This is a genomic window from Microcoleus sp. B7-D4, from assembly GCF_036705125.1.
In the GTDB taxonomy this organism is placed as follows: domain Bacteria; phylum Cyanobacteriota; class Cyanobacteriia; order Cyanobacteriales; family Microcoleaceae; genus Microcoleus.
The window spans coordinates 1-25,905 of sequence record NZ_JAUBTT010000076.1 but is presented as its reverse complement, the minus strand read 5'-3'; the positions used below and the strand labels follow the sequence as shown (position 1 = coordinate 25,905).

Here is a 25,905-nt window from a genome sequence, read left to right as displayed (position 1 = left end):
ACTAACTATCCCCAAGGCCCGATGCCCCATGCCCCATGCCCCATGCCCAATTCCCAATTCCCTGATGTTAGTTTCTGGCCTTAAAGTCTTTAAAGATAGTTTGAAACGAGTACATCAGTCGATGGACATCGTTTGTGGCTCTCGGAAAAATGTTTAGTTCCCATTTTTTGCGAGCGGTAGTTAGCAGTTTTGCTACGGGTTGGGAGTAACTGTTAGAAATGAAATAGCTGCCGCCTTCGTAGCGAATGTCTGACGCTAAGCCGATAAAAGCACCAGCCATTTCTAGTTTAAGTTCTGAGGTGCTGTGCTGAGAGTTTACTGCTAAAATTACCTGCGAGTGTCGGGGTTCGCGGTTGAGCAAGCGGCAGATATTTGCTTCTTTTTGGTACAAAATTAAAACGTTGCAGTTGTGCAGAACTCCGGCTCTACCTTGGACTTTTACTCCTAGGTGAACTTCCAGGGCTGGTTTGTCGGGAAATTCCACAACAGCATGAGTATAGGGATGTGCACTTCCGTGGATTTTCCCCGCCGTTTTTCTAAATGTTAAATATTTCGGTGTTTCGTCGTCTAAAACATTGTTGTAATAAATAGTCCCGCCTTCATTAGCAACTGCTTTTAGCAGAATAGTGAAGAGGTAAGTGTCAAAAATTCTGGCTTGTTCTGCCGCTGTGTTAAAATCGGGATCGATCGAGCTTTTTAATTTGCTTTTTATTTCGGAATTGATGGCGTAGTTGCTCGGCCCGGAAGGCAGTTTTTCGAGCAAGTGCTTGAGGGCGATCGCCTGTTTGTGACGGGGGGCTGTGACGCTGGAGGTAAACTCGATTGTTTTGGCAGTTTCGGCACCTGAATTGGCAAAGGTAATTTTTGTGCCGAGGGGAGAGGTTTCTGATTCTACTTTCAAGAAATAAGCAATTTCGTCTTCCATTTCGGAAGTGTTAACCGTCGCTTGTTCGACAGCATTAATTAACAGCAAAAGTTGTTCTTTTGCGGTATAATCTTCTATCTTGAGCAGAGGTGTTTTTCTTTTGAGCGATCGCTCTTCAATTACTTTGCCTATCTCTACAGTATCGGCTACTTGTTGAACTACCCAACCCAAATTAAACTCATCCAGAATTGCCGCCAGTTCTTGATAGAGTTTGGCGTACTCGATCTCGTCCATAATTGTTTCTGCGCTGCACACTATTTTGATTATACAAGATAGTTTGATTTTTTGGTCAATGCCCTGTATTTGTCGATCGACTAAGTAAAAACACCCAACTGCTTTCCCACCTTGGGGCGGGGGTTGCCTTCTTCCTTCTCTCGTAGATAACTAAAGGCTTCTTGCTTCTTCCTTCTTGCTTCTTCCTTCTTCCTTCGATAGAGAGTAAGCTATTCTACGACATTCTGTAGCGATCGAACTATGGCAACTATCAACGACAACTACCTCAAACTCAAAGCTGGCTACCTGTTTCCCGAAATTGGGCGCAGGGTGAAAGCCTATGCAGAGGCGAATCCCCAAGCGCCCATCATCCGGCTGGGGATTGGCGACGTAACGGAACCACTACCGGCTGCTTGTCGGGAGGCGATGGTGAAGGCGGTGGAAGACATGGGCTCGCGGGATACCTTTAAAGGATACGGCCCGGAACAAGGTTATGAGTGGCTGCGGGAGAAAATTGCCGAGCACGATTTCAAGTCGCGGGGATGCGATGTTGATGCTTCGGAAATCTTTATTTCTGATGGTTCTAAGTGCGATTGTGGCAATATTCTCGATATCTTTGGCAACAATAACACGATCGCAGTTACCGATCCAGTTTATCCGGTGTATGTAGACACTAACGTGATGGCTGGCCACACGGGAGATGCGAACGAAAATGGCGAATACGGCGGCTTAGTTTACCTGCCAATTACAGCGGAAAACAATTTTACTGCGGAAATTCCCACCGACAAAAAAGTCGATTTAATTTACTTGTGTTTTCCGAATAACCCGACGGGGGCAACTGCAACTAAGGAACACTTGCAAGCTTGGGTAAATTATGCTAAAGCTAACGGTTCGATTATTTTCTTCGATGCGGCCTACGAAGCCTATATTACCGATCCGAGTTTACCGCATTCTATCTACGAAATTGAAGGGGCGCGGGATTGTGCGATCGAATTTCGTTCTTTTTCCAAAAATGCTGGTTTTACGGGTACTCGCTGCGCGTTAACAGTTGTACCGAAGACTTTGACTGGAAAAGCAGCAGATGGTTCCGATGTCGAAATTTGGAAATTGTGGAACCGCCGCCAATCTACTAAGTTTAACGGTGTTTCTTACATCGTGCAGCGCGGTGCTGAGGCGGTTTATTCGGAGGCTGGCAAGGCACAAATTCAGGCTTTAGTCAATTTTTACATGGAAAATGCTGCGATTATTCGCGAGAAATTGACAGCAGCGGGAATAGAGGTTTTTGGTGGGGAAAATGCACCTTATGTGTGGGTGAAAACGCCTGACGGTTTGTCGAGTTGGGATTTCTTTCAGAAGTTGCTGGAAACTTGCAATGTGGTGGGAACTCCGGGTTCTGGTTTTGGTGCCGCGGGTGAGGGTTATTTCCGCATTTCGGCGTTTAATAGTCGGGAGAATGTGGAGGAAGCGATGAGACGAATTGTGGAGAAGTTTAAGGTGTAAAAGGGCGAGAGATAAATCTTTTTGGGGCCGGGTTCTTCGGCCCACCCCACAAGAAAATTGATCTCTTCTGGAACAGGCATCTTGCCTGTTCATGCAAATGCTGAAAAATGTGAGTTATAATCAGCTTACTGCCGAATTTTCAGGCAGCCACTCCACAAATTCCTCGAAGTTTACGAGCTTGGGTAAAGTTAGAGTTATAGGTTTTCAGAATTACTGATAATATAAATTATATCTCTATCCATCTGCGTTTATCTGCGTGCATCTGCGGTTACAAACTCCCAATCTGCCAGTAGTGCCAGATTCAGACAATTTAAAATACTGGATTTAATCGGGCGCTTTTCATCCCAAAATACGATCGCTGAATAAAAGTTAATCGCTGCCGGTGAATTCAAAAGCTCAAAAGTTTGACGCGCAACTCCCTCGTCGTCAAAGCCGAGAAAGTAAACAGTATCATCAAAAACCACAGGTTTCTCAGCTATTTCACCGATCAACCTAAAATCCAGTTTTTTATAAAGCCCGCAAATCGCAATTTTCCAAAGTTTGAAGGTATAATCGCCAACTCCAAAAATCGAAAATCGAGGGTTGTTTTGATAAATTTTGCTTTTTCGATTATCTAAATATTGCCCGCAATCCTCCAGATAGCGCCCGGTTTTAGGAGCTATTTTTTTGATATTTTCAGTTGACTCCCCGATAAATTTTTGAGTAATGAGCATATATCGATCGGTAGCATTAATTCGATTTTGAGCAACACCAGAGCCTTTGATTAGCGGAAACAGATAAGTGTCCTCAATATCGACAACTTCTCCGAATGTATTTACAAAATAATTGTCTATTTTGCGAAACTCCATCACGTTAGAACAGTCGTGCTTTACACCAGATCGCCATTTTGTCCCTGAATTCACAGCATATAAATTACTCAATTTACTGAAAGAATTTATATCCTTAACCAAGAGATTGTTGTGATATCCAATTCGGTGACAGTCTGAAGTTTCTAAACTGCTAAATACATCGCAGAAGTAGTTTCGCGAATGAGCATCAAATTTGCAGACTAACAAACAAGCATCAACATTTGCATCAAAATATTTTTTAGCATCTATTTTGTAAGTTGCACAGTCAGCGAGATTGAGTTTTTGAGAGTGAAGGTAATTCAATAACTTTCTAGCAGTCGAAGTCTTGCAAAGCATCGCTAGATCGGCATCGCGCTTTTGCAGCCATTGCACCGCCTGAATCAGCATCCATTCTGAGATATCGAAGTTACTCTTACCTGTGAGAGCATCTAAGCCACTGTGATTTTGAAAATTGTTTTTTTTAGGTAAATTTTCGCTACCAATAGTTCCTTGTTGCGAGTTGGTCACCCACGGAAAGTTGCCGAGTACAAGCAGTCGAGTGCTACATCGATCGACTAATGATTTCCAATCAAAATCAAAGAAATCTCCGTGCCAAATATCGCATCTCTCATCCTGAAATAATTGCTTATTTAGTCTGACTTCTTTTAAGTAATTTTGATTTATTTCAACCCCGATAATTTTGGCGGCGGATGGAAACGAACGTGCAGCAGCTTGAATAAAATTACCGATACCGCACGTCGGCTCAATTATGGTGCCAGGATTGACATTAAGTTCTACTAATTTTCGACATACCATATCGGCTAATGCCGGCGGTGTCTGAAAATCGCCGTATTCTAGTTTGGTTTTGCGATTGTTAGAACTCATTGGTTAGATTTATAAACTGCGATAACACCTTCCTGTTGTCCGGCACGCTCAATGACCCTTCCATACTGAAGTCGCCATTGCAACGCATTAGAAATGGTCAAAAAACCTTGCAAGGGTGGGTTTCTCAGTATTTCGTCTGCAATGTTACCTGCTTCAATTTCGTCAACAGGTAGATTTTTGTCAAACATGAAAGCAAGCAAATCATCTTTATTGCCTTCGTTATCTAAAATATAGCGAATTCCACGGGTCATTTGAAAATCTGCTGTTCTTTCGGCACTAACGTAAATTGTATGCAAAATATTCAGCGTTGCAGTTCGGATGGTACTGTTGTCTGTCTTTTCGTAAACAAAGATAATCAGTGAATATCCCAGCCCAAAAATCTTTTGCCTTGCAGATTTGAAAGGACATGACGACTGCGGTTGCCTAACACTTGTTACCTTCACGTCAACCAATATCCCTGGGAAATCGATGCCGCTTGCTGAATTGCCATCTATAAATTCATATTGCTGCTTGAGATAGAGTCTGAACTTTTGCTCCAAATATGTTCCAACAGCCTTTCCGTCTGTGATTCCGTAAAGCAGAGGTTCCGGGTGTTGAGACTCGGCTGCTGAAAATATTGCCGCCTCAGAACAAAGAATTTCTACGGTCAGAGTTGTCATTTTGATGAACCACCACATTTTTAATTGGCTGAGAAGGTAAACAGTATCATTATTATTTGCCACTCTTAATATTCTATCGATCGCCCTCGCTGGGAAAACCAAATTGGTCTGGTAATTCAGCAGAGGTAATTTGCAGAATCTCTAGCAACTTCTTGTATTGAACAGGCGTTAGCTTCGGTACAGATCGCCCCGATTCCCAGTTCCTTACAGTTGTTTCGGTAACGCCAAGTGCGTCTGCTAGCTGCTTTTGGGTCAGCGATCGCTTAAGTCTGAGCCGCATTAGGGGCGATCGCTCTGATTTTTCTGGCATTTCCACAAGCAGCTTGACCCGTATAGTAAATTAATTTACGTAAATTACTTGACGTCTGACCGTAAATTGGTTTACGCTAAGGAAAGACATAAAGACGAGACAGCACCAGCTAAGCCACTTGTGCTTTAGGGGAATTGTTGTCTTTTCTTCAATCTGTCATTGTACGCGGTTTTACCGTTACAAAGCATCAAACCTATCCAAAATTATTGGTCAAAGCTATGTTGCAAGATTCATCATCGAACCAAACATCGCCGAATGTTTTAACCAACCAAACCTTTGAGGCCGATCGCGAAGCAGTCCGTCACGTCATCATCGGTTCGCCGCTGGGGGTACGGCGAACTATCCACCAACTGCACGCATTGCGCTACGAGGAAGCTGTTCGTTGGACTCATCCGATAGCCATTCCCGACAACCGCATCATTATTACACCCGATCAGGGAGAAATCATGAGTCTGTTAGTCAAATTAATCCGGCTGCAATGAAGTCTAAATGTGCGATCGATGTTTCTAGAATTGAGTCAAAAGTGCGATCGCGAATCTCTTCTCGTTGCCCGTGCTACACTCAACAGATATCTTGTATTCTTATCAAGAACAGGCAAGATGCCTGTTCCACAAAGAATGAGTTTACTTGTAGGGTAGGCATCCTGCCTGCCCTTGGCACAAATTTAACGATCGAGAACAGGCAAGATGCCTGTTCCACAAAGAATGAGTTTACTTGTAGGGTAGGCATCCTGCCTGCCCTTGGCACAAATTTAACGATCGAGAACAGGCAAGATGCCTGTTCCACAAAGAATGAGTTTACTTGTAGGGTAGGCATCCTGCCTGCCCTTGGCACAAACTTAACAACTAGCTCCCTATTCAGCTTATGATTGTTATCACCCCCGTCCTAAAACCAGTTAGCCAAATAACGCTTTCTCCCGGTAGTGTGGTAACTATTCCCAATATAAGTTGGCTGGAATTTGAGTCGATTTTGCAGGAATTAGGAGAAAAGCGAAGAACTAGAATTGCCTACAGCAACAGTACCTTAGAAATTAGGGTTCCCTTACTATATCGGGAAATCCCGAAAGATTTAATTTCCGATATTGTAAAAAATTTACTCAAGTCTGCGGGCAGAATATATGAACCATTTGGTTCTACTACTTTCAAACGGGAAGGTGCAGCAGGAGTTGAACCTGATGCTTGCTTTTATATTCTAAATTATCAGCGGATGATTAATCGCCGCCGACTTTTACCGGACGATCCGCCGCCCGATTTGGCAATTGAGACGGATGTTACTTCTAAAACTAAGATCGATGCCTATAAAATTATTGGAGTTCCAGAAGTATGGGTTTATGACAGCGGCAGACTTCTCATTTATTTGCTGCAAGATGGAGAGTATGTAGAATCGGACATTAGTCCGAATTTTCCAGAAATCGCGATCGCCCAACTGATTCCGGCTACAGTAGAACGTGCTTGGCAGGTTGGAAATTTGCAAGCGCTAGAAGAATTGGAAAGTGCGATCCTCTCCGAGGGCTTCGCTAACGGCTAAACTCGTAGAACAGGTTACGCACTTCGCACTTGGTATCCCAAAAATCACACACTTACTGCCAAATTGTCAACCCCTAAAGGTCGATAAATTGTATCTCTTTGCTGATAACTCCGCCCCAAAGAACTAATCGCATTTTGCAAATCTTCGACAGACTGACAACTGCCACCCACCGCACCGGCCATTGTAGTAATATGCTCTTCCATCAATGTACCGCCGATGTCGTTGCAGCCCCATTTCAGCGCTTCAGTAGCTCCATCTAAACCTAATTTTACCCAACTCGGCTGGTGATTGGAAATTAAATTGCCTAAGAAGATTCTCGATACTGCGGTGAGTAACAATGTATCTGCTAAAATTGGTTGGTCGCGGCCGACTCGACTCCGCAGAGGAGCCGGTGCTTGCTGTCCGACAAATGGTAGTAAAATAAATTCTGTGATGCGTGCCCGATAGTTTTGGTCGATCGCAGTTTGTTGGAGCGCTCGCACTTTTTCTAAATGCAAAACCTGCTGTTCGGCTGTCTCAATATGCCCGCAAAGCATCGTACTGGTTGTCGGCAAACCCAGACTGTGAGCAGTTCCCACAATTTCCAGCCAAGTTGCCGAATTTAGTTTTTCCGGGCAAATCACCCGTCGCACAGCATCGTCGAGAACTTCCGCAGCGGTTCCTGGCATCGAACCAACTCCCGCATCCTGCAAAGCCGAAATTACATAGCTGAAACTAAGATTATCTCCTCTGGCAATAAATTCTATTTCTTGGGGCGAAAAAGCGTGCAAGTGCAACTGAGGAAACTTATCCTTAATGGTTTTCACCAATTGCAGATAATAAGGTAAAAATGCGCCGTTGAGCTTAGCTTGAAGATTTAAGCCGCCCTGCATACAAATTTCCGTCGCACCCCGCTGCACTGCATCAGTTGCCTTTTCCTGAATTTGAGCTGCATCTAACCAAAAAGCGCCCTCATCTTTCTCGTCGCGGCGGAATGCACAAAAACTGCAATGCTGCTCGCAAATATTGGTGAAATTAATATTGCGGTTGATAACGTAGGTGACAGTATCCCCTGATTGTCGGCGGCGGAGCAAGTCAGCGGTTGTTTGAATAGAAGCTCGCGCATCGGGATCTCTTTGCTGCAAAAGAACCAATGCCTCTGCTGTAGAGATGTTATAACCTTGTAAAGCTCGATCGAGAATTGCATCCACAGTTTTTTTTTAACTCAATTACAGAATTACTGACTAGAATTAAGGCGTTTTTATATTTTAACTAATCAATTATGGAGGAACGATATTTTACAATCTCAAGTGCTACGAAACTATTCTGGACTTTCTGAACACTGAAATTATGGGCATAAACCAACCAAATCAGGTCTTGCCAGTGCCGTCGGGGCCTTTGCAAATTCCTGCTATACAGACTTTCGGCTCAACTTTTGTAGACGCAGGCACACCGCCAATTTATTTTTCCCTGGTCATTCCCACCTACAACGAGTGCAAGAATGTCAAGAGTATTGTGGAAAAATTGAGCCACTTGCTAGATGGCAGTATTCCCGGCAACTACGAATTAATTGTAGTCGATGACAACAGCCCCGATCGCACCTGGGAAGTCGCCCTGTCCCTGACACCGGAATATCCGCAATTGCGGGTGATGCGCCGCGAAGACGAGCGGGGACTTTCCACAGCGGTGATTCGCGGGTGGCAGGTCGCTCTGGGTGAGGTTTTGGGCGTCATCGATGCCGACTTGCAGCATCCCCCGGAGACGCTGTTGCAGCTTTTAGCAGAAATTCAGCGGGGAGCCGATTTGGCCGCTGCGAGTCGCCACGTGGGCGAGGGCGGGGTGAGCGACTGGAGCGTTGTCAGGCGATTTTTATCGCGGGGCGCTCAAACCCTGGGGTTGGTGATCCTGCCGGGAGTGGTGGGCCGAGTTTCCGATCCGATGAGCGGCTATTTTATGGTGCGCCGCTGTTGCATAGCCGGCAAAACCATGAATCCTGCTGGTTACAAAATATTGATTGAAGTGCTCGGTAGGGGCGATATCGGCTGGATTGGAGAAGTTGGTTACGTGTTTCAAGAGCGGCAAGAAGGCGAGAGCAAAGTTACCTGGAAACAGTATATTGACTATTTGCGGCATTTGCTGAGGTTGCGGTTTGCCCGCTGGCCGATGGGCAAGTTTCTGCGGTTTGGCCTTGTGGGTTTCAGCGGCGTATTTGTGAATATGGGGGTTTTGTACGTGCTGTCCGATATCCTCCATTTGGAGGTGAATGGCAGTCTGATCGTTGCTGCTGAATTGGCAATTATCAGTAACTTTTTGTGGAATGATTTGTGGACTTTTGGGGACATTTCTAAGCTGCAGCCAAGAAAGCGCCAGCGATTGAAACGGCTGTTAAAATTTAACACGATTTGCTTGATGGGTTTGATTTTGAATTTGCTGCTGTTTAATTTGCTGTTTAATCTTTTTGGAATCAATAAATATCTTGCTAATTTAATCGCGATCGCGACTGTGACTCTGTGGAATTTCTGGATCAATATGAAGCTGAGTTGGCGGGTGACCGACGTGAAGTAGGTAATGGGGAATTGTTGACTGTTGACTGTTGACTGTTGACGGCGTTGAGTGATGACAACTGACAACTGACTGCTGACTCAATTAATGATTAAGAACAAACAACTGTTGTTGCTATTTCTGTGGACGGCGATCGCCTTTATTTTGCGCTTTGCCAATTTAAACTCGAAACCGCTCTGGACAGACGAGTTTTCTACTCTAGTTTTTAGTTTGGGCAACAGTTTTCGAGGGGTGCCGATCGATCGCGCGATCGATCTTTCTACATTATTACAACCGCTACAATTGCGCGCCGGTGCTGGGATTGCAGATGTCCTCAACCATTTGCTGCTAGAAAGCAATCATCCACCAGTATATTTTATGCTCGCCCACTGGTGGATGCGACTGTTTGGGCCGACCGAGGATAGTTTAGTTTGGATTGGGCGATCGCTCCCTGCTTTATTGGGCGTGATTTCAGTTCCAGCTATCTACTTTTTAGGCAAGTTTGCTTTTAGTTCTCGTTTAGTCGGTCAATGTGCTGCTGCGATGATGGCAGTTTCTCCCTACGGCATTTATCTCGCTCAAGAAGCTCGCCATTACACTTTAGGAATATTATTAGTTATTGCCTCTCTTTTTTGCCTCAGCTTAGCTGCAAAAAAGCTGCAACAGCGCGCTCCCCTGCCTATTTGGGCGGTGCTGCTTTGGGTAGTTGTTAACTGTTTGGGAATTGCGGTTCACTACTTTTTTACACTAACTTTGTGTGCGGAATTAATAGCATTAATTGCGGTAATCTGGCAGCAGTTTAATGGAAAGTTGCGAATTGACAACAGCCAGCGGCTTAATATTTGGCAATTTCAAATCCTGTGGCGGCTTTTCGCAGTAGCGATGGGCACTTTGGCGGGCGGTTTAGTTTGGCTGCCGGTATTTTTGTCGAATAAATACGGCAGCGAACTAACTAATTGGATTGTCAGTGGCGATCGCACATTTTTAGATTGGATCGCGCCGATTTTTCAAGCTTTAGCTGGATGGGTCACTGTCATATCTCTGCTGCCGGTGGAATCGCCAAATTTGGCAGTAGTAGTTGCATCGGCGATCGTAATGACAATATTTTTTATATTGGTGCTTCCCATCCTGTTTAGCGCTCTTAAAAATTCCTTAACAACGCCCGATACTCGTTTAGGTACTGTTATTTTCGGCGGATTTGTGCTAGGAGCAATTTTCCTATTTTTCAGCTTTGCATATATTCTAGGAATTGACCTAACTCGCGGCGCACGATACAATTTCGTCTACTTTCCGGGGGTGATATTGCTTTTAGGAGCAACCTTGGCGGTTATTTTTAACACACCTACAGCCAAAAGTCAATGGTTTAATTTTCGGGCGATCGAAGTTCCTGGCAAAAAAGCAGTGGTGCTAATTTTAGCAATGGGTTTTTTGAGCGGTGTCACAGTAAATTCCAATCTCGGCTATCGCAAATATTACAAACCAGACCTTTTAATTCCGATTATCCGCGAATTATCGAAAGTTCCCGTGTTAATTGCGACTACTCAAAAGACTCATGTAGAAATAGGAGAGTTGATGGGGATAGGGGGGGAATGGGAAAGTTCGGCAACGGATTCTGTAACGGATGTAACGGATGTCAGGAAAAATGAGGAAGTTAAACTTTCAGATTCTCCTATATTTATTTTGGTTAAATATCACAGAGAGAAGCCAGAAATAGCAGCGACGACACTTAACAAAGCACTCGCTCAATTGCAACGTCCGCTAGATTTATGGTTGGTTAATTTTCGCGCACCTGTCAATTTAGCAGCGCAAAAATGTCAGCTTGAATCTGGCGATTTGCCGCCTGTTGATGGTTATGAATATCAAGTTTATCACTGTTCTTGAGTTGGCGATCGCCCGCAACTATAGTCCGATGACTGGGGAGAGAGAGTGATAAATTTATGACTCAAGAAGTAGAGGATATAGAGTTAGCATTACAACCGCAGTCCGGCAGGGGTTGAAACCCCTGCCTCAAAGCTAAAGTCCTCTCAAAGAGGACTAATACCAAATCCGACTTAAATACCCCCTTTATTTCTTAGTCTGCGGAGGCAGACTTCGTTTGACAAGGAGCGGTTTCAACCGCCGAATCATCAAGGGGTGGCAAACTAAGAGTTAGCGGCCAAATATTTAATTAAGACGCTCATCACTTCACCTGGATTTTGAGTTTGGACAAGCGGACTCCAGTCAGAAACGCAGGCAAAATTATCGCGGTGAAAAGAATGAATGACGCGGGAAACAACAGGACGAGAACTGATAATGAAAAGTTTCAAGAGTTCTCGGTTAACTGAAGTTTGCAAGTTTTGTTCTTTAGCAGGGGGCTGATTGAGTTCGGTAGTTGGATTTTCTGGCCCAACCTCGAAAGCAAGTATTAATTCGGTATTGGGTAGCATTTGCCGGATGACTTTCAGGGAAGATTCTGCTTCGCTGCGGCTGCGAAATTGCGCGACGGGTAAGCGCTGAAAGTTGGGCAGCAGTCGGTAAATAATCCAGGCATTCGCAGTTTGTGGGTTGTTCATGGCTGTATTGTAAATTGGGTATGTTTGCCCATAGAAAAGTGACAGACTTGCACTTTATTGTGAGCGCGATCGAACATCGCGCTACTTCAATAAAGATGCGTCCTAGTTGATGATTTTTCCTCGATTGCCTCAAGAGACATCGGAAACTATATCGTGTTGGCAATAACGCTATGTTAGCTCTAAAATCCACTTTTAGATTGAGTTATTACATAATTTAATTCCATTAGTTAAAGGTTCAAAATAAGCGCTTAAAATAGGCGGTTAAAATAGGCTAATCAAAAGCAATAACAATCATAAATAAACGTTAGACAATGCCAAAAATAAACAATTCAGCTCAATTAATTTAAGTTTTCGCACCAGTACACGGCACTGCCGTGTCCCTACTTCGTCGGTGCGGCGATGGGAAAAGGGAGACGAACCTACGATGACTGTTCGGCAAATGAGGGATTTTTGCCGTTTGGTGGGAGTATGTTTTGATGACTTGCCGGATTATCTCAGTCGGCGAGTAGATGAGGAGGAGTCATAGGGGGATAGATCGATCGTAACTTTATACAAACAATTCAGTTCCAAATTCATGGTTTTCAAACAACCTAATAAGAATTGTTGCCGCTAGATTGCCGCTCTTGACGCTCCACAATTAGAAAGCTACAATATTGTATTATGCAATGTCCGCTCGATCGACAGTCAAAAAATTAGTTTCTCAAAAATTAGTTCGCAGTACGGACTTGGTGTCCGCTCCGAAATTACGGACACCAAGTCCGCACTACAAACAGTTGGAAGTTAATATCGTCTCAAACAATCTTTATTTAAAAAAACATTATGGCTGGCAAATTCGCTAAAACCACCGTTGCTGTTTTGAGTTTACTTGCGATCGGCGGCGCGGCAACATATCTGTACTCGGATGGTTATTTAGGAGCTGATAGTAAACCCCTAGATAATGCTAAACTGATTCCGAGTGACGCTTTAGTGGGCGGCACGATCGATCTCAACCCTCAGTCTTGGTCAAAGTTACAGAAATTTGGCACACCAGAAGCTAGGGAACTTTTCGATCGAGCTTGGAAAGAGTTTGAGAAAGAATTTGCTAAGGAAAGTCCTCAACTGAATTACGATCGAGATATCAAACCTTGGCTGGGTACTGTTGTCTGGGCTGCATTACCATCAGCTAAAACCCAAGGACAGCAATCGCCTACTCCTGAATTTATCGGGGTAATTACGATTAAAAATAAGCTGAGTATGTGGCAATTAAATCAAAAGCTCAGCAAAATTAATCCTGACGAAAAAATTAAAGAGATTGATTACAAAGGATTTAAAATACAGGAGTCTACTACTAACAAAGGCGATAAAAGCTACTGCGCGATCGTGAAGCGTTATCTTGTTTGCAGTGACAAGGAGCCAAATGTCCAAAAATCTATTGATATCTACAAAGGACAACCATCCTTAGCAAGCAAGCCAGAAGTTGCCAAAGTATTATCAAGCGATTTAAAAATTGACAATCCAGTAGCTCAATTTTATATTTTTGATAGTTTAGCCTTGATAAAGGAGAGTGTCGCAAATGCTCCTCAAGCTCAAAACGCACCACTGCTCGATCGAGCCGAACTATATCCGATAAAGTCTTTAAGCGGCGGTATTGGCATTGATGATGCTGGGATTCGGATTAATACTGTTGCCAATTTACAGCCGAATGCCACCACTCAAACCAACTTTCAGCCCGCAACTGAAAAAATAATTAGTTATTTTACCCAGCAAACAGTTGCTTTATTTACGGGTAAAGGCATCAATAATAATTGGGGTAATTTTGTCAGCCAAACACAAAATATTCCAGAATTCAGCCAGGGACTTACTCAATTTAGAGGAAATTTAGCAGCATTAAATCTCGATTTAGATAAAGATATTTTTGGCTGGATGGATGGAGAATACGGATTCGGAGTAATTTCACTGCCAGACGTATCTTTAGAAAGTGCGATCGGGGTAAAAATAGTAATTCAAACCAGTAATCCTGAAGCAGCTAAAAGCACGTTTGCTAAATTGAATGTGCTTGTCCGAGGTAATGGTATAGCCCTATCTGAAAAACAGATTGCCGATCGAGCTATAACTGAATGGCAAGTGCCCAGTCAAGACTTTGTATTGGGACACGGTTGGTTAGATGCAAATTCAGTATTTATCGCTGTAGGGAATGCCAAAACATTACCAGCGATCGCAGCTACATCAAATCCAACTTTAGCACAAAGCGAAAACTTTCAAACAATTACGAGTTCTTTACCAAAGCCTAACAGCGGCTACGGTTATTTCAATTTTGAACAAATTCTGACCCTGGTCAATTCTGCTGCATCTAAAAATTTCATCGAGTCATCTGTACCCAAAGAAAATATAGCAGAATTCGATCGGACGATCGCGGCTCTTAATTCTGTACGCGGCATAGCCATGACAACTGCAGAAGTAGATAAATCGACGCAGAGGTATGAGATGCTAATCGCACTCAAGCCAGCAACTGCCGGGGCATCACTACAAACTCCGTCAGCTAATTTACCTGCTACTGGGCCTGCTGTTTCACCAACTAATCCGCCGACAAATTTACCCGCGACTCCAACAGCAACTCCGTCTCCAATTGCCAACAAAACTACTCCACCGACCAACTTACCTGCGAATCCCACTCCCAGAAAAACTACTCCGCCGACAAATTTACCAGCGAATCCAAAAGTAACTCCGCCAGCAACTCCAACCAATGCTGACAATGATTTTCGGCAAGCAGTAAATCAAGCAACTCGTGCAGCTTCTTTAACTCAAACTGCCACAACAAAACAACAGTGGCAACAGGTGATTGTTGCCTGGGCACAAGCAATTGCTGGGATGAAAAAAATACCTGCTAATAGTCCTAAATACAAAATTAGCCAGCAAAAGATTGTAGAATATCAAAATAATTTGAAGTATGCGAAGCTGGCGGTCGAGCGAGCAGAAGAATAAGTTATTCTGTTTATAAATCGGCGGTTGCAACCGCGTCTACACAAATTGATGCTTTAGTCATTCAAAATCAATTTTGGATAGTGGTAATTGAAAGTAAAGAATATGGTTTCAGTGTTTCGCGGGCTCTTCCCCAGATTTTAGCATACATGATGGGAAATCCTTACCCCGAAAACTCTCCTTTTGGGATGATAAGTAACGGCGAAGAATATATTTTCCTGAAGCTGCTGCGCGGGGAAATAAATCAATATGCGCTGTCAGATTTATTTAGTATTTGCAATAGTCGCAATAATGGCTTAAATGAAGCTATGCGGGTTCTCAAGCAACTTGTTAGTTTGTCTGTACAGAGATGAATGGTTATAATTTGCGATCGCATTACTCTTGCCTCACACTATCGGGTACGCCCACCGCAGAAATACCCGATATCGCCTTTAAGTTTTGACACCGAATCAACTCATTAAAATCCAAACTGCGCCCTTCAATTTGCGCCACAGCCTCGATCGCCCCCAGCAAATGTCCGGCCGCTTCCGCTTCGTTGTAACCACGCCTTCCCGCGACTCTAATCGCCGCTTCGTCAGCATCTAACTCTACTTGGGAACTGCGGTTGTCGCGCCAAATTCGAGTCATCGCCAGTCCCGTCAAACCGCCCGCGATCGCAGTGCCGATCGCATCTCCTTGCAACAATTCTACAACAGTCCCGACAATTCCCGCCAGAGCTGCACCTTGATAAATATCCGGTTTAAACCACTTAAAACTGCACAGAAAACTTACATTCCGCAATAGCAGTAAATCCCGCTGCGGCTTAGATAGCAGCCGCCACAAATCAAAATTAATATAAATCGGGCGAGATTGATTCCAAGGCAAAGGAAAATCGCAGTCAATTACCGTTGATTGTTGTGGCTTATTAATAATTTTACACATCATGCGGCCGGAAGCGGGCATCACATCTAACAGGCGGCGAATTTCTGGATCGGGATTCATAAATTTTAGGGTAATTGATAATTGGTAATTGGTGATTGCATCGGCATAAAAAACAATAATATCTATCACGACCTCGTAGGGGCGGGTTTTACCTACAATAATTGCCTAAAACCTACAATCTCGTAAACCCGCCCCCACCCAAGGGCTAGTTTTACCTACAATATTTGTCGATAATTGACAATCTTAGGACTGATGCACGGGTAGCCAGAAACCGGGTTTTTTGCTGAGAAGATGCGTTACAGCCACAGATTTGGTGAAAAACCCGGTTTCTTGGGTCAGAGTCCGTTCCTAACTGGTTTTATCGAAAGCAAAGTTGATGTAGGTTATTGGTTGTGTGCGGGCGGGTTTATGTAGATTTTTAACGGGAGTTAAATATTCTTGGAAAAACCCGCCCCTACAAGTCAATAGAATATAATTAAGGGTTTTTCTTGGATGCGGGAGAGGGAGATTTTTGAGCTCTCGGAGCCGCTTTTTCGGTATTGGGCGAAGGCTTCGGACTGGCAATTGCTGGGGCAACTGACGGCTTTGAATTCGCGGCTGGGGATGGCAGCGGTTTCGGAGAAACAGGGGCTGTTAATGGGGCTGCAGGAGCTGTTTGAGCGCCTAAAATGCTGGCGTCTCCGGTGTCGAAGGTGCCGGCGATGCAAGCGATCATCATTGTCGCTAATGTGCCGACAAATAATGCTTTCCAACCGAGTTCGGAAATGTCTTTGCGGCGGGATGGAATTAGGGCGATCGTACCGCCGACAAATATGCCGACGGAGGCTAAATGGGCGAAGCCGGAAAGGGCGTAACTGACAATTAAAACTGTACGATCGCTCACGAGTCCTTTTGCCGATGCTTCTGCTAAACTTTGATAGGGCGGAATCGCCGTTTCTAACAGTCGGCGACCGATGATTACTGATGCTGTCCAAGAGTCGTCTAATGAAACTCCTGTTAATAGCGTCAGGGGATAAAATAAAAATCCCATAATGTTGGCTAAGGTGACAACTTTGAACAAGTCACCAATGGGGCCGGGCAAAATTGCCAGCCAACCAAAGAATTGATTAATTAAGGAAACTAAGCCCAAGATTAAAATCAAAACAGCGGCAATAGCTACCGCCATTTTTACACCGTCCAATGCACCAATTATCGCTGCATCCAAAGGGCTGACTCGTTCGATTGGCTCTCCCCCAACAGTCTCTTGTTTGAATTCTTCGCGCTCCATGTCCGAAATTTCTTCGCCCACAAACTCGCGGCCTTTAGGCTTCCGTTCTTCCTTGGGAATGCCACCCATTGTCAGGGGTTTGTCTGTTTCTGGTACTAAGATTTTGGAGAGGACAAAACAAGCGGGAATGGCGATAATTGAGGCGGAAACTAAATGCCCTAAAATATTGGGAAAAACTGGCTTGAGAAAACTCACATAAATTGCTAAAGTTGAAGAAGCGGCAGTCCCAAAACAGCAAGAGAGGATTGCACAAAGTTCCGAACGAGTCATTTTCGGCAAATAAGGCTTGACAACAATTGCCGCTTCAATTCCTACGAAAATATTAGCAGCGCCGCTGAGGGCTTCGGCGCCGCTCAACCGCATTGTCATATAAAAGATTTTGGCAAAAACTTCGGTGATAATTTGAATCACACCGATGTTGTAAAGCAAAGCCATGAGGCCAGAAAAAAAGATGACTGTCGGTAAAGCTCGAAAGGCAAAAATATATCCTAAATTAACTGGGGGGTCTTGACCGGGTATTGGAACAATGTTTTTACCGAATACAAACCTCGCTCCAGCGTCAGCAGCGGTAAATACTCCATCCAGTAAGCCTGTAAACCACTCTAGGGCGATGCGAGTTGGGGGGAACAGGAATACTAAAAATCCTAAGACTAATTGTAGACCAATGCCCCAGATGATGACGCGCCAGGGAATATACTTGGAGTGTCGGTTTTCGGAAAAAATCCAGGCGATCGCACATAAGCCAAAAATGCCCAGAAACGAGATAAGATTGTAGATAGACATGAGCCTAGTCCTTGAAATACTTAAGAATGCCGATCGACGGCTTGCACCACATCAGTTATACTATTCATCTGACGGCAAATGCTAAAAAAAATAACGGGCCGATGAATTACGCACTCAACAGCGTACTTATGTCATTGCTTAGGTCATTCCGAACTCTGCGGATCTTTAGCAACCCTTGATTTGCCGTAATTACCAGCAGTTTAGATAGAAACTCTAACACATGGAAGCTTTTGCTCCACATCCTCCTGAATGGACTGCGACGGCGGTTCACGCTAATGAGTTTTGCTGCCCCAAGTGTGGCGCTAGTTGCACGGATGCCGCTGAGGTCTGGATTAATCGCCGATCGCCAGTCTACACCGAGTTCAACCGCCGCAAGTGGCAAGAATTTTACCGCTGCCAGTGCGGCGGCGTGTGGTGGGCCTGGAGTAACGATAGGCCTCCTTCTGAACTTGTGCGTCGCGATCAGAGCTCGGATGACGGCCCGGATGAGGGCCCCGATGATGATTTTTAGAACGGTGACAGAATTTTCGATTTTCGATTTTATAGCAGAAGGAAGAAGTCCGATGGAAGTCGGAAGAAGTCCGATGGAAGTCGGAAGAAGGAAGAAGGAAAAAGCAGTAATAGCTAGGGTTTCAGCGATCAAGAATGTCCTAACCCTCTTGGCGGTTGCTATATTTAAAATTAGGGTAAGGTGCGCGGCCCGGCGCACCCTACATTTAGATAGGTTAGCGCCATTTCTAAACTAATCGAGCACGTCAAGTATTCCCTTGACTACGCCTTCCATGACTCTTTCAATTAAGCTCAATTCGTTTTCTCCGATCGACTCATTTAAGAGCATTGACTGAATTCGCTGTCTGTCCTCGCGAGTCAGTTCGCCTGACGAAAATATCTGCTCTACTATTTGTTCAGTTAGAAATGAGGAAGTTTGAGTTTGCATGGTTGGTCTCTAAAAGCATCAATATTTTGCTTTTAACTTTATTAGAGGAGCCAGTTATTGTGTGGGTTTTTACTTTCCCACCCAATCAGTGCTCCAATCCTAGGACTCTGGGGGGATTTTGTCAATACACTCGTTACAGATCGATATAAAATCTGCATTGTATTTCCGACATTCTGGCAACGGGTGGTTTGGGAGTGCGATCGACCCCGGCGGTGGTAGTGTTCGATCGACTTTTTTAAGTTTATTGGCACTTTGGCGGAACATTACCGCTCAAAAAAAATCAAAAAGAGAAGAGATTAGAATGGGGCATGGGGCATGGGGCATGGGGCATGGGTCATTGGAACCAACAAATAACAACAAATATAAGAAAAATAACCACTAACTAATGACTATTGAGTAATGACTATTGACAACTGACAACTGAGAACTGACAACTGACTAATGACCTATTTTCGTTCTGCTCTAATTTTGACATTAGGTTTTTGGCTGCTACCGCTAGCAGTGCGATCGCAATCTGTCGTTCCTGCAAATGACGGCACTAATACTGTTGTTAACTCCGAGCAAAACCGCACAGACATTAGTGGCGGACAACTGTCAGGGAACGGCGCCAATCTGTTTCACAGCTTCAGCCAATTTAATCTCAGCGAAGGTCAAATCGCTAATTTTCTAACTAATCCAAATATTCAAAATATTTTAGGGCGGATTTCCGGCAACAATGTTTCCATCATTAACGGTCTGATTTCTGTAAGCGGCGGCAACTCAAATTTATTCTTAATGAATCCGGCGGGAATTGTCTTCGGTCAAAATGCTAGATTAAACGTGCCGGGGTCTTTTTTCGCGACAACTGCTACAGGTATTGGTTTCGGCGATCGCTGGTTCAATTCGGCCGGAATTAATGATTACAAAGCTTTACTGGGAAATCCCAATCAATTTAATTTTAATAACTCACAACTCGGTGCAATTGTCAATGCCGGAAACTTGGCAGTTGGCAGCGGGCAAAGTTTAACTTTGCTCGGTGGAACCGTTATTAATACAGGACAATTATCCGCTCCCAACGGTCAAATTACTGTGGCTGCTGTTCCGGGACAAAATGCAGTTCGCATCAGTCAAGTTGGCAATTTATTAAGTTTAGAAATTACTCCGTCTTTGCAGTCAGAAAACTCGGCGATCGCCCCGGTTTCTTTGCCTCAGTTGCTGACGGGCTCCGGCGTAGTGTCAGCCACAGGTTTAACCACTAACGAACAAGGTCAATTGGTACTGACTGGCGGGCAAACTGTGCCCGCAGTTGCCGGAAGTGCGATCGTCTCCGGTTCTGTAAATGTATTTGGCCCTTCTGGAAATGCTGGTGGCACAGTCAATATTTTAGGGGAAAAAGTCGGACTCTTCGGCGCAAATATCGATGCTTCCGGGACGGACGGCGGAGGTACTGTGCGCGTCGGAGGCGGTTTCCAGGGGATGGAACCAGTGCCAAACGCCCAGGTAACTTATGTTAGTCCTGATTCTACGATCGCAGCAAACGCGATCGACCGCGGCAATGGCGGCACTGCGGTAATTTGGTCAGACAATATAACTCGCTTCTTGGGCAATATTAGTGCTCGCGGGGGCACTGCCGCAGGTAACGGCGGCAGAGTAGAAGTTTCCGGCAAAAATGCTTTAACTTTCCAAGGAGAGGTCGATACCCGCGCGACTAACGGTGCGATCGGCAATTTGTGGCTCGATCCGGCAAATATTACGATCGTCAGCGGTAACGGCTCCAGCAGCGGGGGTTCGACTGGCGGGGAACTCGAACCGGCACCAGAACCCAACGAAACATCGATCTCAGAAGTGCAGTTGGAACAGATGACAGCCGGCAGCAACGTGGTTCTAGATACCCCCGGCTATATCACCGTCCAAGACTTGCCCGATAACAAACTTTCCCTGCAAGCAAGAACGGGAGACACCGTAACCTTTAGATCCGGCGGAGTGTTTGTTGTCAATGACCCCAAGGATGTAATCGAGACTCAAGGTGGCAACATCAACATTTTCGCCAGCAGCATCTCTCTGGGCGGACTCAATGCTAACAGCGGCAATATCGCTCTCACTGCTAGCGGCATTGACTTCAGAGGCGGCAGCAATTCTGTCAGCAGTGCGGGGGGAACAATTCGCTTGCAGCCCAACGACAACCGACGAATTCAAATCGGTGGCACCGGCGATATTTTGGGCCTTTTAGACTTGACGGCAACGGATCTCGGCGCTTTGGCGGGGGATTTCGGCTCGATCGCGATCGGGCGCGAAAACGGTAGCACCTCGTCGATCGCGATCGTCGCACCCATTACCTTCAACAGCCCGCTGACACTTCAAGGCAGATCGATCAGGATCGACAATCCCCTGAATACAAGCGGCAGCGCTAGCTTGACTCTCGACGCGCCCCAAACTGATCTCAACGCCAACATTGCGACATCCGGCGGCGATCTCACTTTTACAGGAAACGCATCCCTCAATGCTGACGTAGCTTTGAGCACGGAAGCTACCGGCAACATTCTGTTCTCCGGTAGCCTAGACGGATCTCACGCCCTGAGACTAGACGCTGGGCGAGTGCTGTTCGGCGCTAAAGTCGGTCAAGCTGCACCGCTGGCGAGTTTAACTGTCAACGCCCGCAGTACCCAGGTATCGGGCAATATGGCGACATCTGGCGACATGACTTTCAATAGTAACGTTACAGTCGATCGCACCGCCGCCCTAGCCGCCACTATCGGCAATATCACTTTTGCCAATACCCTCGACAGCACGCCGGGCCGGGCTAATAATTTGACGCTGCGCGCTGGCGGCAACATTACTTTTGACGGCCTAGTCGGTCAAACTCAGAGGTTGGGCCAGCTCTCGGCTGACGCTGCTAGCGTGACGGCTGCTTCCACAATTACAGCGCGCAGTTTGAGCGTTAACGCGCGAGATTCCGCTCGCTTCGGGGGGGACAGCACGGCCGCTTTGGGAGCCGATATCAAGGCAGAAAACGTCCTCCTAGGGGGTAATTTAAGGACGGATGGTGGCAGCGTGAACCTGCAAGGAAGTGGCGAGGTTCGGACGGGCAATATTACCTCGAACGGTGGGAGGATTCGGGTTGAGGGAAATACTGTTGCTGCAGGTGCGATCGACTCGTCATCGGCGGGCACAGGAGGCGCGATCGCTCTCCAAACCAATGCTGGCCCTTTAACTGCGGGAGCTTTGAACGCTTCGGGGGCGATCGGCGGAAATATTGCCCTTACTTCGGGAGCGGGGATTTCGGCTCTAGATATCAACTCCAGCGGCACTTCAAACGGCAACGGCGGGGGCGTCTCCCTGAACGCGACTGGTGATATTCAGTTGGGCTTTATCAACGCTAGAGGCGGCACTGGTGGCACTGGCGGCAGCGTTGATGTGAGAACCCTCGGTTTGTTTCGATCGAACAATGTTTTCAACGATGATATATCGGGCAATGTTTCCAGTATTTCTACTACCGGAGGTGCGGGGGCGGGGAGGATCGCAATTCGCCACGGAGGCGGTATCGATCGACCGTTTGTAGTTGGCGGCGCGATCGACAATGGAACCAGAGGAAGCATTAATGCTGGGGCGGGAAACGCCATTTTGCCCAGCTTTTCCTTCGGGCAAACTTACACCCAGGGAAGTTTACCAAATCAGATTTCCCTAATTACACCGGCCGCGCCCTCTACTCCTGCACCAATTCCCTCACCAATTCCCTCACCAATTCCCTCACCAATTCCCTCACCAGTTCCCTCACCAATTCCCTCACCAATTCCCTCACCAATTCCCTCACCGCCTCTAGAGTCCGTAAATCCCGATCCGGAGCAGTCATTTCCTGCATCTTTGCAAGTAGAATTGCGATCGCCCAATCGAGACCGAAATTCCCCAATTAGCCAGGATATTTTCGCTCCTTCTCGCAGATTAGATGCGGCAGGTTCGGGAGTTTTAGAATTTGAACAAACCTTTACTCGCGAGTACGAAAAATATCTGGATTTGCCCCCAAGAAAGCCGATTACTAATCTATCGGTGATTTACGAAACCCTTCGCAAAAACGAACAAATTAGTGGGATAAAATCTGCAATTATTTATATGAATTGGCTCAGGAGATCGGATGCAGCCGCAGCCAAAGAAAATGGTTCTGTGCTGGTGGCAAGTCAGGATTTATCTAATCTATTGCCTGTGAGAAATAACCTCACCTCCGGGCCCCATCGCCCCTTAGAAGATAAGTTGGCCCAGAGGTTGTCGCCACTGAGCCAAGAAATTCCCGATGTTCCTAACGGGGAGCTTTTAGAATTAGTGTTAGTCACAGCTAACGCTCAACCGATGCGCGTTGTAGTTCCGGCGACAACGCGGTGGCAGGTGTTGCAATTGGCGGATGCCCTGCAAACCGAAATAACTAATCCCAGAAGAAGAAGCAGCATTAGTTATTTGGATTCGGCTCAAAAACTTTATCGCTGGTTAATTGCGCCAATGGCCCCAGAATTGGCCGCTTTAAAGATTGACAATTTAATTGTAATTCCGGCAGCAGGTTTGCGGAGTGTGCCCTTTGCTGCTCTTCACAATGGCAAACAATTTTTAGTTGAGCAATACAGTATTAGCGTGATGCCGAGTCTGAGTTTGAGTGATATCGGCTACGACAATATTGCGGATGATGAAGTTTTGGCAATGGGGGCGTCGGTATTTGAAGATAAAGCGCCATTACCAGCGGTACCGGTGGAGTTAGAGTCGATCGCGCCGCCAAGTGAAGGAAAATTATTTTTGAATCAAGATTTTACTCTGGGAAATTTGCAAGCTCAGCGGGCAAATCGGCCTTTTGGAATCATTCACTTAGCAACTCACAGCGAATTCCTGCCTGGGGAACCGAAAAATTCTTACATTCAGTTGTGGGATACTAAATTACGTATCGATCAAATGGCACAGTTGCGGTGGAATGAACCGCCGGTGAATCTGTTAGTTTTAAGCGCGTGCAGTACCGCTTTGGGCGACGAAGAGGCGGAGTTGGGGTTTGCGGGTTTGGCGGTAGCTAGCGGTGCTAGATCCGCTTTAGCGAGTTTGTGGGAAGTCAGCGATGATGGGACTTTGGGGCTGATGACTGAGTTTTATCGGCAGTTGCGGGCCCCCAGACGCGGTGGCAATTTGATGATTAAAGCGGAGGCTTTGCGCCGCGCGCAATTGGAGATGCTGCGGGGGCGCGTGCGGATTCAAGACGGGATGTTGCGAGTCGAAGGGCTTTCTGGGGATCTAATTTTGCCTCCAGAAATTGCGGCGCGGGGCGATCGAGTGCTTTCGCATCCTTATTATTGGGCCGCCTTTACAATGATTGGCAATCCTTGGTAATGGGATGTTGAATGAAGAAGGAAAAAGAGGCGCACCATTGTCAGCAACAGGCTTTCCGGCCTGTTCCACAAGAAAATTGATCTTTTGTGGAACAGGCATCTTGCGTCAGCAACAGGCTTTTCGGCCTGTTCCACAAGAAAATTGATCTTTTGTGGAACAGGCCGAAAAGCCTGTTCCTAAAAACCTAATTGAGAATGGTGCAATATCTCAGATGCAACCGGAAACCCTCTCAAATGTCTCGAAACTATGACATCCTAATAGTTTTCCCACAAGTCTTACCGAAGTTATTAGGGTGGTGTAATGAACTACCTTGATTCGTTAATTGCCCGAAAACTTATACTATTGACATACATTTTTAGGCATTCCGGTTTCACAGTCTCAGTGTAACAAGGCGTGGGACTCATAATCAGCGATCGATTGACAGCTACATTTGACACAAATGTGGTTCTGTTTTCCTTTTTTCTTAGTGTTTTTACGGATATGGGTTAATTTGCACTCGCTTTCATTGTATGGTGATTCCCCCTATTTATACTCTAATTATGCAAGGCCCAAATCTCCTATGAAGACTAACGGCGATCGCCCTTCACTCTGTTTTGCCGGATTTTGCAGGAAACTGTAGAGCGATCGGACTCCTGACCGGAATGTTTAGCCCTCTTATTTTTAAGAAATGTTAATAAAAAATAACTTTTCTTTTTACACTGAAGTTTTTCTTAAATTTTCGGATATTATTATGTATTAGAGGATACATTTACTTAATTAATTAACAATTGCTAAAAAATAATTGAGTATTAATACTGACAAGAGGATGTAAGAATGATTAACTTATCGGGCTACGACATTACCAACCAAATCCATGAAAGTAATAATTCTTTAGTTTACCGGGGACTGAGGAAGCAAGACAAAAAACCGGTAATTATCAAATTTCTCAAACAAGATTATCCGATGCCAGCTTCGTTAGTCAGATACAAGCAGGAATACGAAATCACACACAATCTTAACCTAGAAAGTGTCCCTCAAACCTACAGCTTAGAAAGATACCATAACAGTTTGGCTATCATTTTCGAGGATTGTGGTGGAGACTCATTAAAGCTCTGGTTGGCTTCTCACAAACTTACCTTAGAAGAGTTTTTCTTAACAGCTATTAAAACAACCAGGGCTTTAGGTGAAATTCATCGACATAAAATTATTCATAAAGATATCAATCCCAGCAATATTATTATCAACTCAAGCACAGGGCGAGTTCAAATTATAGATTTTGGCATCTCTACTGTTTTAAAGCGCGAAAATCCTAGCCTGAAAAATCCTAATGTTTTAGAAGGCACTCTGAGCTATATATCGCCGGAACAAACAGGCAGAATGAACCGAGCGATAGACTACCGCACTGATTTTTACTCATTAGGAGTAACTTTTTACGAAATGCTAACGGGGCAAGTGCCCTGGGATTACAGCGATGCAATGGAATTAATCCACTGTCACATTGCCAAACAGGCAGTACCGCCCCACCAAATCAATCTAGAAATTCCTAAAGCTGTTTCTAATATTGTGATGAAGCTATTAGCGAAAACCGCTGAAGCCAGATATCAAAGCCCTTGGGGAATTATCGCTGACTTAGAAGAATGCCTAGAACAATTAAAAACTACGGGAGGAATTGCAGATTTTGCCATCGCCCAAAAAGATATTACAGATAAGTTTCAAATACCTCAAAAACTTTACGGCAGAGAAACAGAAGTTGAAACCTTATTAGCAGCCTTTGAGCGAGTCAGCAGAGGCAGCACCGAAATGATGCT

General features: G+C 45.2%; 20 protein-coding genes. 11 read left to right on the top strand and 9 right to left on the bottom strand.

The window, feature by feature from the left end; translation table 11 throughout:
* Window positions 1-67: 67 nt before the first annotated feature.
* Window positions 68-1,159 carry a hypothetical protein gene (locus QUB12_RS26400; protein WP_333144739.1) on the bottom strand — a complete coding sequence of 364 codons (1,092 nt, stop codon included), beginning with the start codon at window positions 1,157-1,159 and terminating at the stop codon, window positions 68-70.
* A 240-nt stretch (window positions 1,160-1,399) separates the two neighbouring features.
* Between QUB12_RS26400 and QUB12_RS26395 the strand changes: the two genes are divergently transcribed.
* Window positions 1,400-2,638, top strand: coding sequence for an LL-diaminopimelate aminotransferase (locus QUB12_RS26395; RefSeq protein ID WP_333144740.1), 1,239 nt, complete (start codon window positions 1,400-1,402; stop codon window positions 2,636-2,638).
* A gap of 248 nt (window positions 2,639-2,886) precedes the next feature.
* Here the strand turns inward: QUB12_RS26395 and QUB12_RS26390 are convergent, their stop codons facing one another.
* The 3 genes from QUB12_RS26390 to QUB12_RS26380 are packed head-to-tail and all read right to left on the bottom strand — an operon-like array spanning window position 2,887 to window position 5,319.
* Window positions 2,887-4,350: a class I SAM-dependent methyltransferase gene (locus QUB12_RS26390; protein WP_333144741.1), complete on the bottom strand. Its 1,464-nt coding sequence runs from the start codon at window positions 4,348-4,350 to the stop codon at window positions 2,887-2,889.
* Window positions 4,347-5,072 carry a restriction endonuclease gene (locus QUB12_RS26385; protein ID WP_333042058.1) on the bottom strand — a complete coding sequence of 242 codons (726 nt, stop codon included), beginning with the start codon at window positions 5,070-5,072 and terminating at the stop codon, window positions 4,347-4,349. The genes QUB12_RS26390 and QUB12_RS26385 overlap by 4 nt, the downstream gene beginning before the upstream one ends.
* Window positions 5,073-5,082: 10 nt before the next feature.
* A complete protein-coding gene (locus tag QUB12_RS26380; RefSeq protein ID WP_333144742.1) occupies window positions 5,083-5,319 on the bottom strand; it encodes a helix-turn-helix transcriptional regulator in 237 nt (78 codons plus the stop codon).
* Between the two features lie 137 nt (window positions 5,320-5,456).
* Between QUB12_RS26380 and QUB12_RS26375 the strand changes: the two genes are divergently transcribed.
* Window positions 5,457-5,801: a hypothetical protein gene (locus tag QUB12_RS26375; RefSeq protein WP_333300923.1), complete on the top strand. Its 345-nt coding sequence runs from the start codon at window positions 5,457-5,459 to the stop codon at window positions 5,799-5,801.
* Window positions 5,802-6,183: 382 nt separating this feature from the next.
* Window positions 6,184-6,846 (top strand): Uma2 family endonuclease, encoded by a 663-nt coding sequence (locus QUB12_RS26370; protein WP_333144744.1) that lies wholly within the window; start codon window positions 6,184-6,186, stop codon window positions 6,844-6,846.
* A 44-nt stretch (window positions 6,847-6,890) separates the two neighbouring features.
* Here QUB12_RS26370 and cofH read toward each other — a convergent pair whose 3' ends face one another.
* Window positions 6,891-8,036, bottom strand: a complete 1,146-nt coding sequence (gene cofH, locus QUB12_RS26365; RefSeq protein ID WP_333144745.1) for a 7,8-didemethyl-8-hydroxy-5-deazariboflavin synthase subunit CofH — start codon at window positions 8,034-8,036, stop codon at window positions 6,891-6,893.
* Between the two features lie 139 nt (window positions 8,037-8,175).
* Between cofH and QUB12_RS26360 the strand changes: the two genes are divergently transcribed.
* Both QUB12_RS26360 and QUB12_RS26355 read left to right on the top strand, forming a co-directional pair.
* Entirely contained in the window at window positions 8,176-9,390 is a 1,215-nt protein-coding gene (locus QUB12_RS26360) for a glycosyltransferase (RefSeq protein ID WP_333144746.1), read from the top strand.
* Between the two features lie 84 nt (window positions 9,391-9,474).
* Window positions 9,475-11,247 carry a glycosyltransferase family 39 protein gene (locus tag QUB12_RS26355; protein ID WP_333144747.1) on the top strand — a complete coding sequence of 591 codons (1,773 nt, stop codon included), beginning with the start codon at window positions 9,475-9,477 and terminating at the stop codon, window positions 11,245-11,247.
* Window positions 11,248-11,507: 260 nt separating this feature from the next.
* Here QUB12_RS26355 and QUB12_RS26350 read toward each other — a convergent pair whose 3' ends face one another.
* A complete protein-coding gene (locus QUB12_RS26350; RefSeq protein WP_333144748.1) occupies window positions 11,508-11,918 on the bottom strand; it encodes a hypothetical protein in 411 nt (136 codons plus the stop codon).
* A gap of 819 nt (window positions 11,919-12,737) precedes the next feature.
* Here QUB12_RS26350 and QUB12_RS26345 point away from each other — a divergent pair.
* Window positions 12,738-14,879, top strand: coding sequence for a DUF3352 domain-containing protein (locus tag QUB12_RS26345; RefSeq protein ID WP_333144750.1), 2,142 nt, complete (start codon window positions 12,738-12,740; stop codon window positions 14,877-14,879).
* On the top strand, window positions 14,876-15,229 hold the full coding sequence (locus tag QUB12_RS26340) for a type I restriction endonuclease (RefSeq protein WP_333309156.1): 354 nt from the start codon (window positions 14,876-14,878) through the stop codon (window positions 15,227-15,229). The genes QUB12_RS26345 and QUB12_RS26340 overlap by 4 nt, the downstream gene beginning before the upstream one ends.
* A 22-nt stretch (window positions 15,230-15,251) precedes the next feature.
* On the opposite strand, the gene QUB12_RS26335 is transcribed toward QUB12_RS26340, so the two are convergent.
* Together QUB12_RS26335 and QUB12_RS26330 are read right to left on the bottom strand one after the other, a co-directional pair.
* The gene (locus QUB12_RS26335; protein ID WP_333144751.1) at window positions 15,252-15,857 is read right to left on the bottom strand and encodes a DUF3318 domain-containing protein; all 606 of its coding nucleotides are present in this window, start codon (window positions 15,855-15,857) and stop codon (window positions 15,252-15,254) included.
* 415 nt (window positions 15,858-16,272) lie between these two features.
* Window positions 16,273-17,847 (bottom strand): nucleoside transporter C-terminal domain-containing protein, encoded by a 1,575-nt coding sequence (locus QUB12_RS26330; RefSeq protein ID WP_333144752.1) that lies wholly within the window; start codon window positions 17,845-17,847, stop codon window positions 16,273-16,275.
* 220 nt (window positions 17,848-18,067) lie between these two features.
* Between QUB12_RS26330 and QUB12_RS26325 the strand changes: the two genes are divergently transcribed.
* Both QUB12_RS26325 and QUB12_RS26320 read left to right on the top strand, forming a co-directional pair.
* Complete coding sequence (locus tag QUB12_RS26325; protein ID WP_333144753.1) at window positions 18,068-18,358, top strand: hypothetical protein; 291 nt, start codon at window positions 18,068-18,070, stop codon at window positions 18,356-18,358.
* Complete coding sequence (locus QUB12_RS26320) at window positions 18,345-18,593, top strand: hypothetical protein (RefSeq protein WP_333144754.1); 249 nt, start codon at window positions 18,345-18,347, stop codon at window positions 18,591-18,593. Before QUB12_RS26325 ends, QUB12_RS26320 begins: the two co-directional genes overlap by 14 nt.
* Here the strand turns inward: QUB12_RS26320 and QUB12_RS26315 are convergent.
* Entirely contained in the window at window positions 18,590-18,784 is a 195-nt protein-coding gene (locus QUB12_RS26315) for a hypothetical protein (RefSeq protein WP_333144755.1), read from the bottom strand. The genes QUB12_RS26320 and QUB12_RS26315 overlap by 4 nt on opposite strands.
* A 441-nt stretch (window positions 18,785-19,225) precedes the next feature.
* Here QUB12_RS26315 and QUB12_RS26310 point away from each other — a divergent pair, with 441 nt between their 5' ends.
* Window positions 19,226-24,118 (top strand): CHAT domain-containing protein, encoded by a 4,893-nt coding sequence (locus QUB12_RS26310; RefSeq protein WP_333144756.1) that lies wholly within the window; start codon window positions 19,226-19,228, stop codon window positions 24,116-24,118.
* Between the two features lie 813 nt (window positions 24,119-24,931).
* On the top strand, window positions 24,932-25,905 hold a 974-nt coding region (locus QUB12_RS26305; protein WP_333144757.1), incomplete at its 3' end, for a protein kinase domain-containing protein.

What these genes read in the sequence shown, in the direction of transcription:
- QUB12_RS26345 (WP_333144750.1), top strand. Translation starts at nt 12,738, where the DNA reads ATGGCTGGCAAATTCGCTAAAACCACCGTTGCTGTTTTGAGTTTACTT.
- QUB12_RS26335 (WP_333144751.1), bottom strand. Translation starts at nt 15,857, where the DNA reads ATGAATCCCGATCCAGAAATTCGCCGCCTGTTAGATGTGATGCCCGCT.
- QUB12_RS26355 (WP_333144747.1), top strand. Translation starts at nt 9,475, where the DNA reads ATGATTAAGAACAAACAACTGTTGTTGCTATTTCTGTGGACGGCGATC.
- QUB12_RS26370 (WP_333144744.1), top strand. Translation starts at nt 6,184, where the DNA reads ATGATTGTTATCACCCCCGTCCTAAAACCAGTTAGCCAAATAACGCTT.
- QUB12_RS26400 (WP_333144739.1), bottom strand. Translation starts at nt 1,159, where the DNA reads ATGGACGAGATCGAGTACGCCAAACTCTATCAAGAACTGGCGGCAATT.
- QUB12_RS26320 (WP_333144754.1), top strand. Translation starts at nt 18,345, where the DNA reads ATGATGATTTTTAGAACGGTGACAGAATTTTCGATTTTCGATTTTATA.
- QUB12_RS26390 (WP_333144741.1), bottom strand. Translation starts at nt 4,350, where the DNA reads ATGAGTTCTAACAATCGCAAAACCAAACTAGAATACGGCGATTTTCAG.
- QUB12_RS26395 (WP_333144740.1), top strand. Translation starts at nt 1,400, where the DNA reads ATGGCAACTATCAACGACAACTACCTCAAACTCAAAGCTGGCTACCTG.
- QUB12_RS26330 (WP_333144752.1), bottom strand. Translation starts at nt 17,847, where the DNA reads ATGTCTATCTACAATCTTATCTCGTTTCTGGGCATTTTTGGCTTATGT.
- QUB12_RS26310 (WP_333144756.1), top strand. Translation starts at nt 19,226, where the DNA reads ATGACCTATTTTCGTTCTGCTCTAATTTTGACATTAGGTTTTTGGCTG.
- QUB12_RS26350 (WP_333144748.1), bottom strand. Translation starts at nt 11,918, where the DNA reads ATGAACAACCCACAAACTGCGAATGCCTGGATTATTTACCGACTGCTG.
- QUB12_RS26315 (WP_333144755.1), bottom strand. Translation starts at nt 18,784, where the DNA reads ATGCAAACTCAAACTTCCTCATTTCTAACTGAACAAATAGTAGAGCAG.
- QUB12_RS26380 (WP_333144742.1), bottom strand. Translation starts at nt 5,319, where the DNA reads ATGCCAGAAAAATCAGAGCGATCGCCCCTAATGCGGCTCAGACTTAAG.
- QUB12_RS26325 (WP_333144753.1), top strand. Translation starts at nt 18,068, where the DNA reads ATGGAAGCTTTTGCTCCACATCCTCCTGAATGGACTGCGACGGCGGTT.
- QUB12_RS26360 (WP_333144746.1), top strand. Translation starts at nt 8,176, where the DNA reads ATGGGCATAAACCAACCAAATCAGGTCTTGCCAGTGCCGTCGGGGCCT.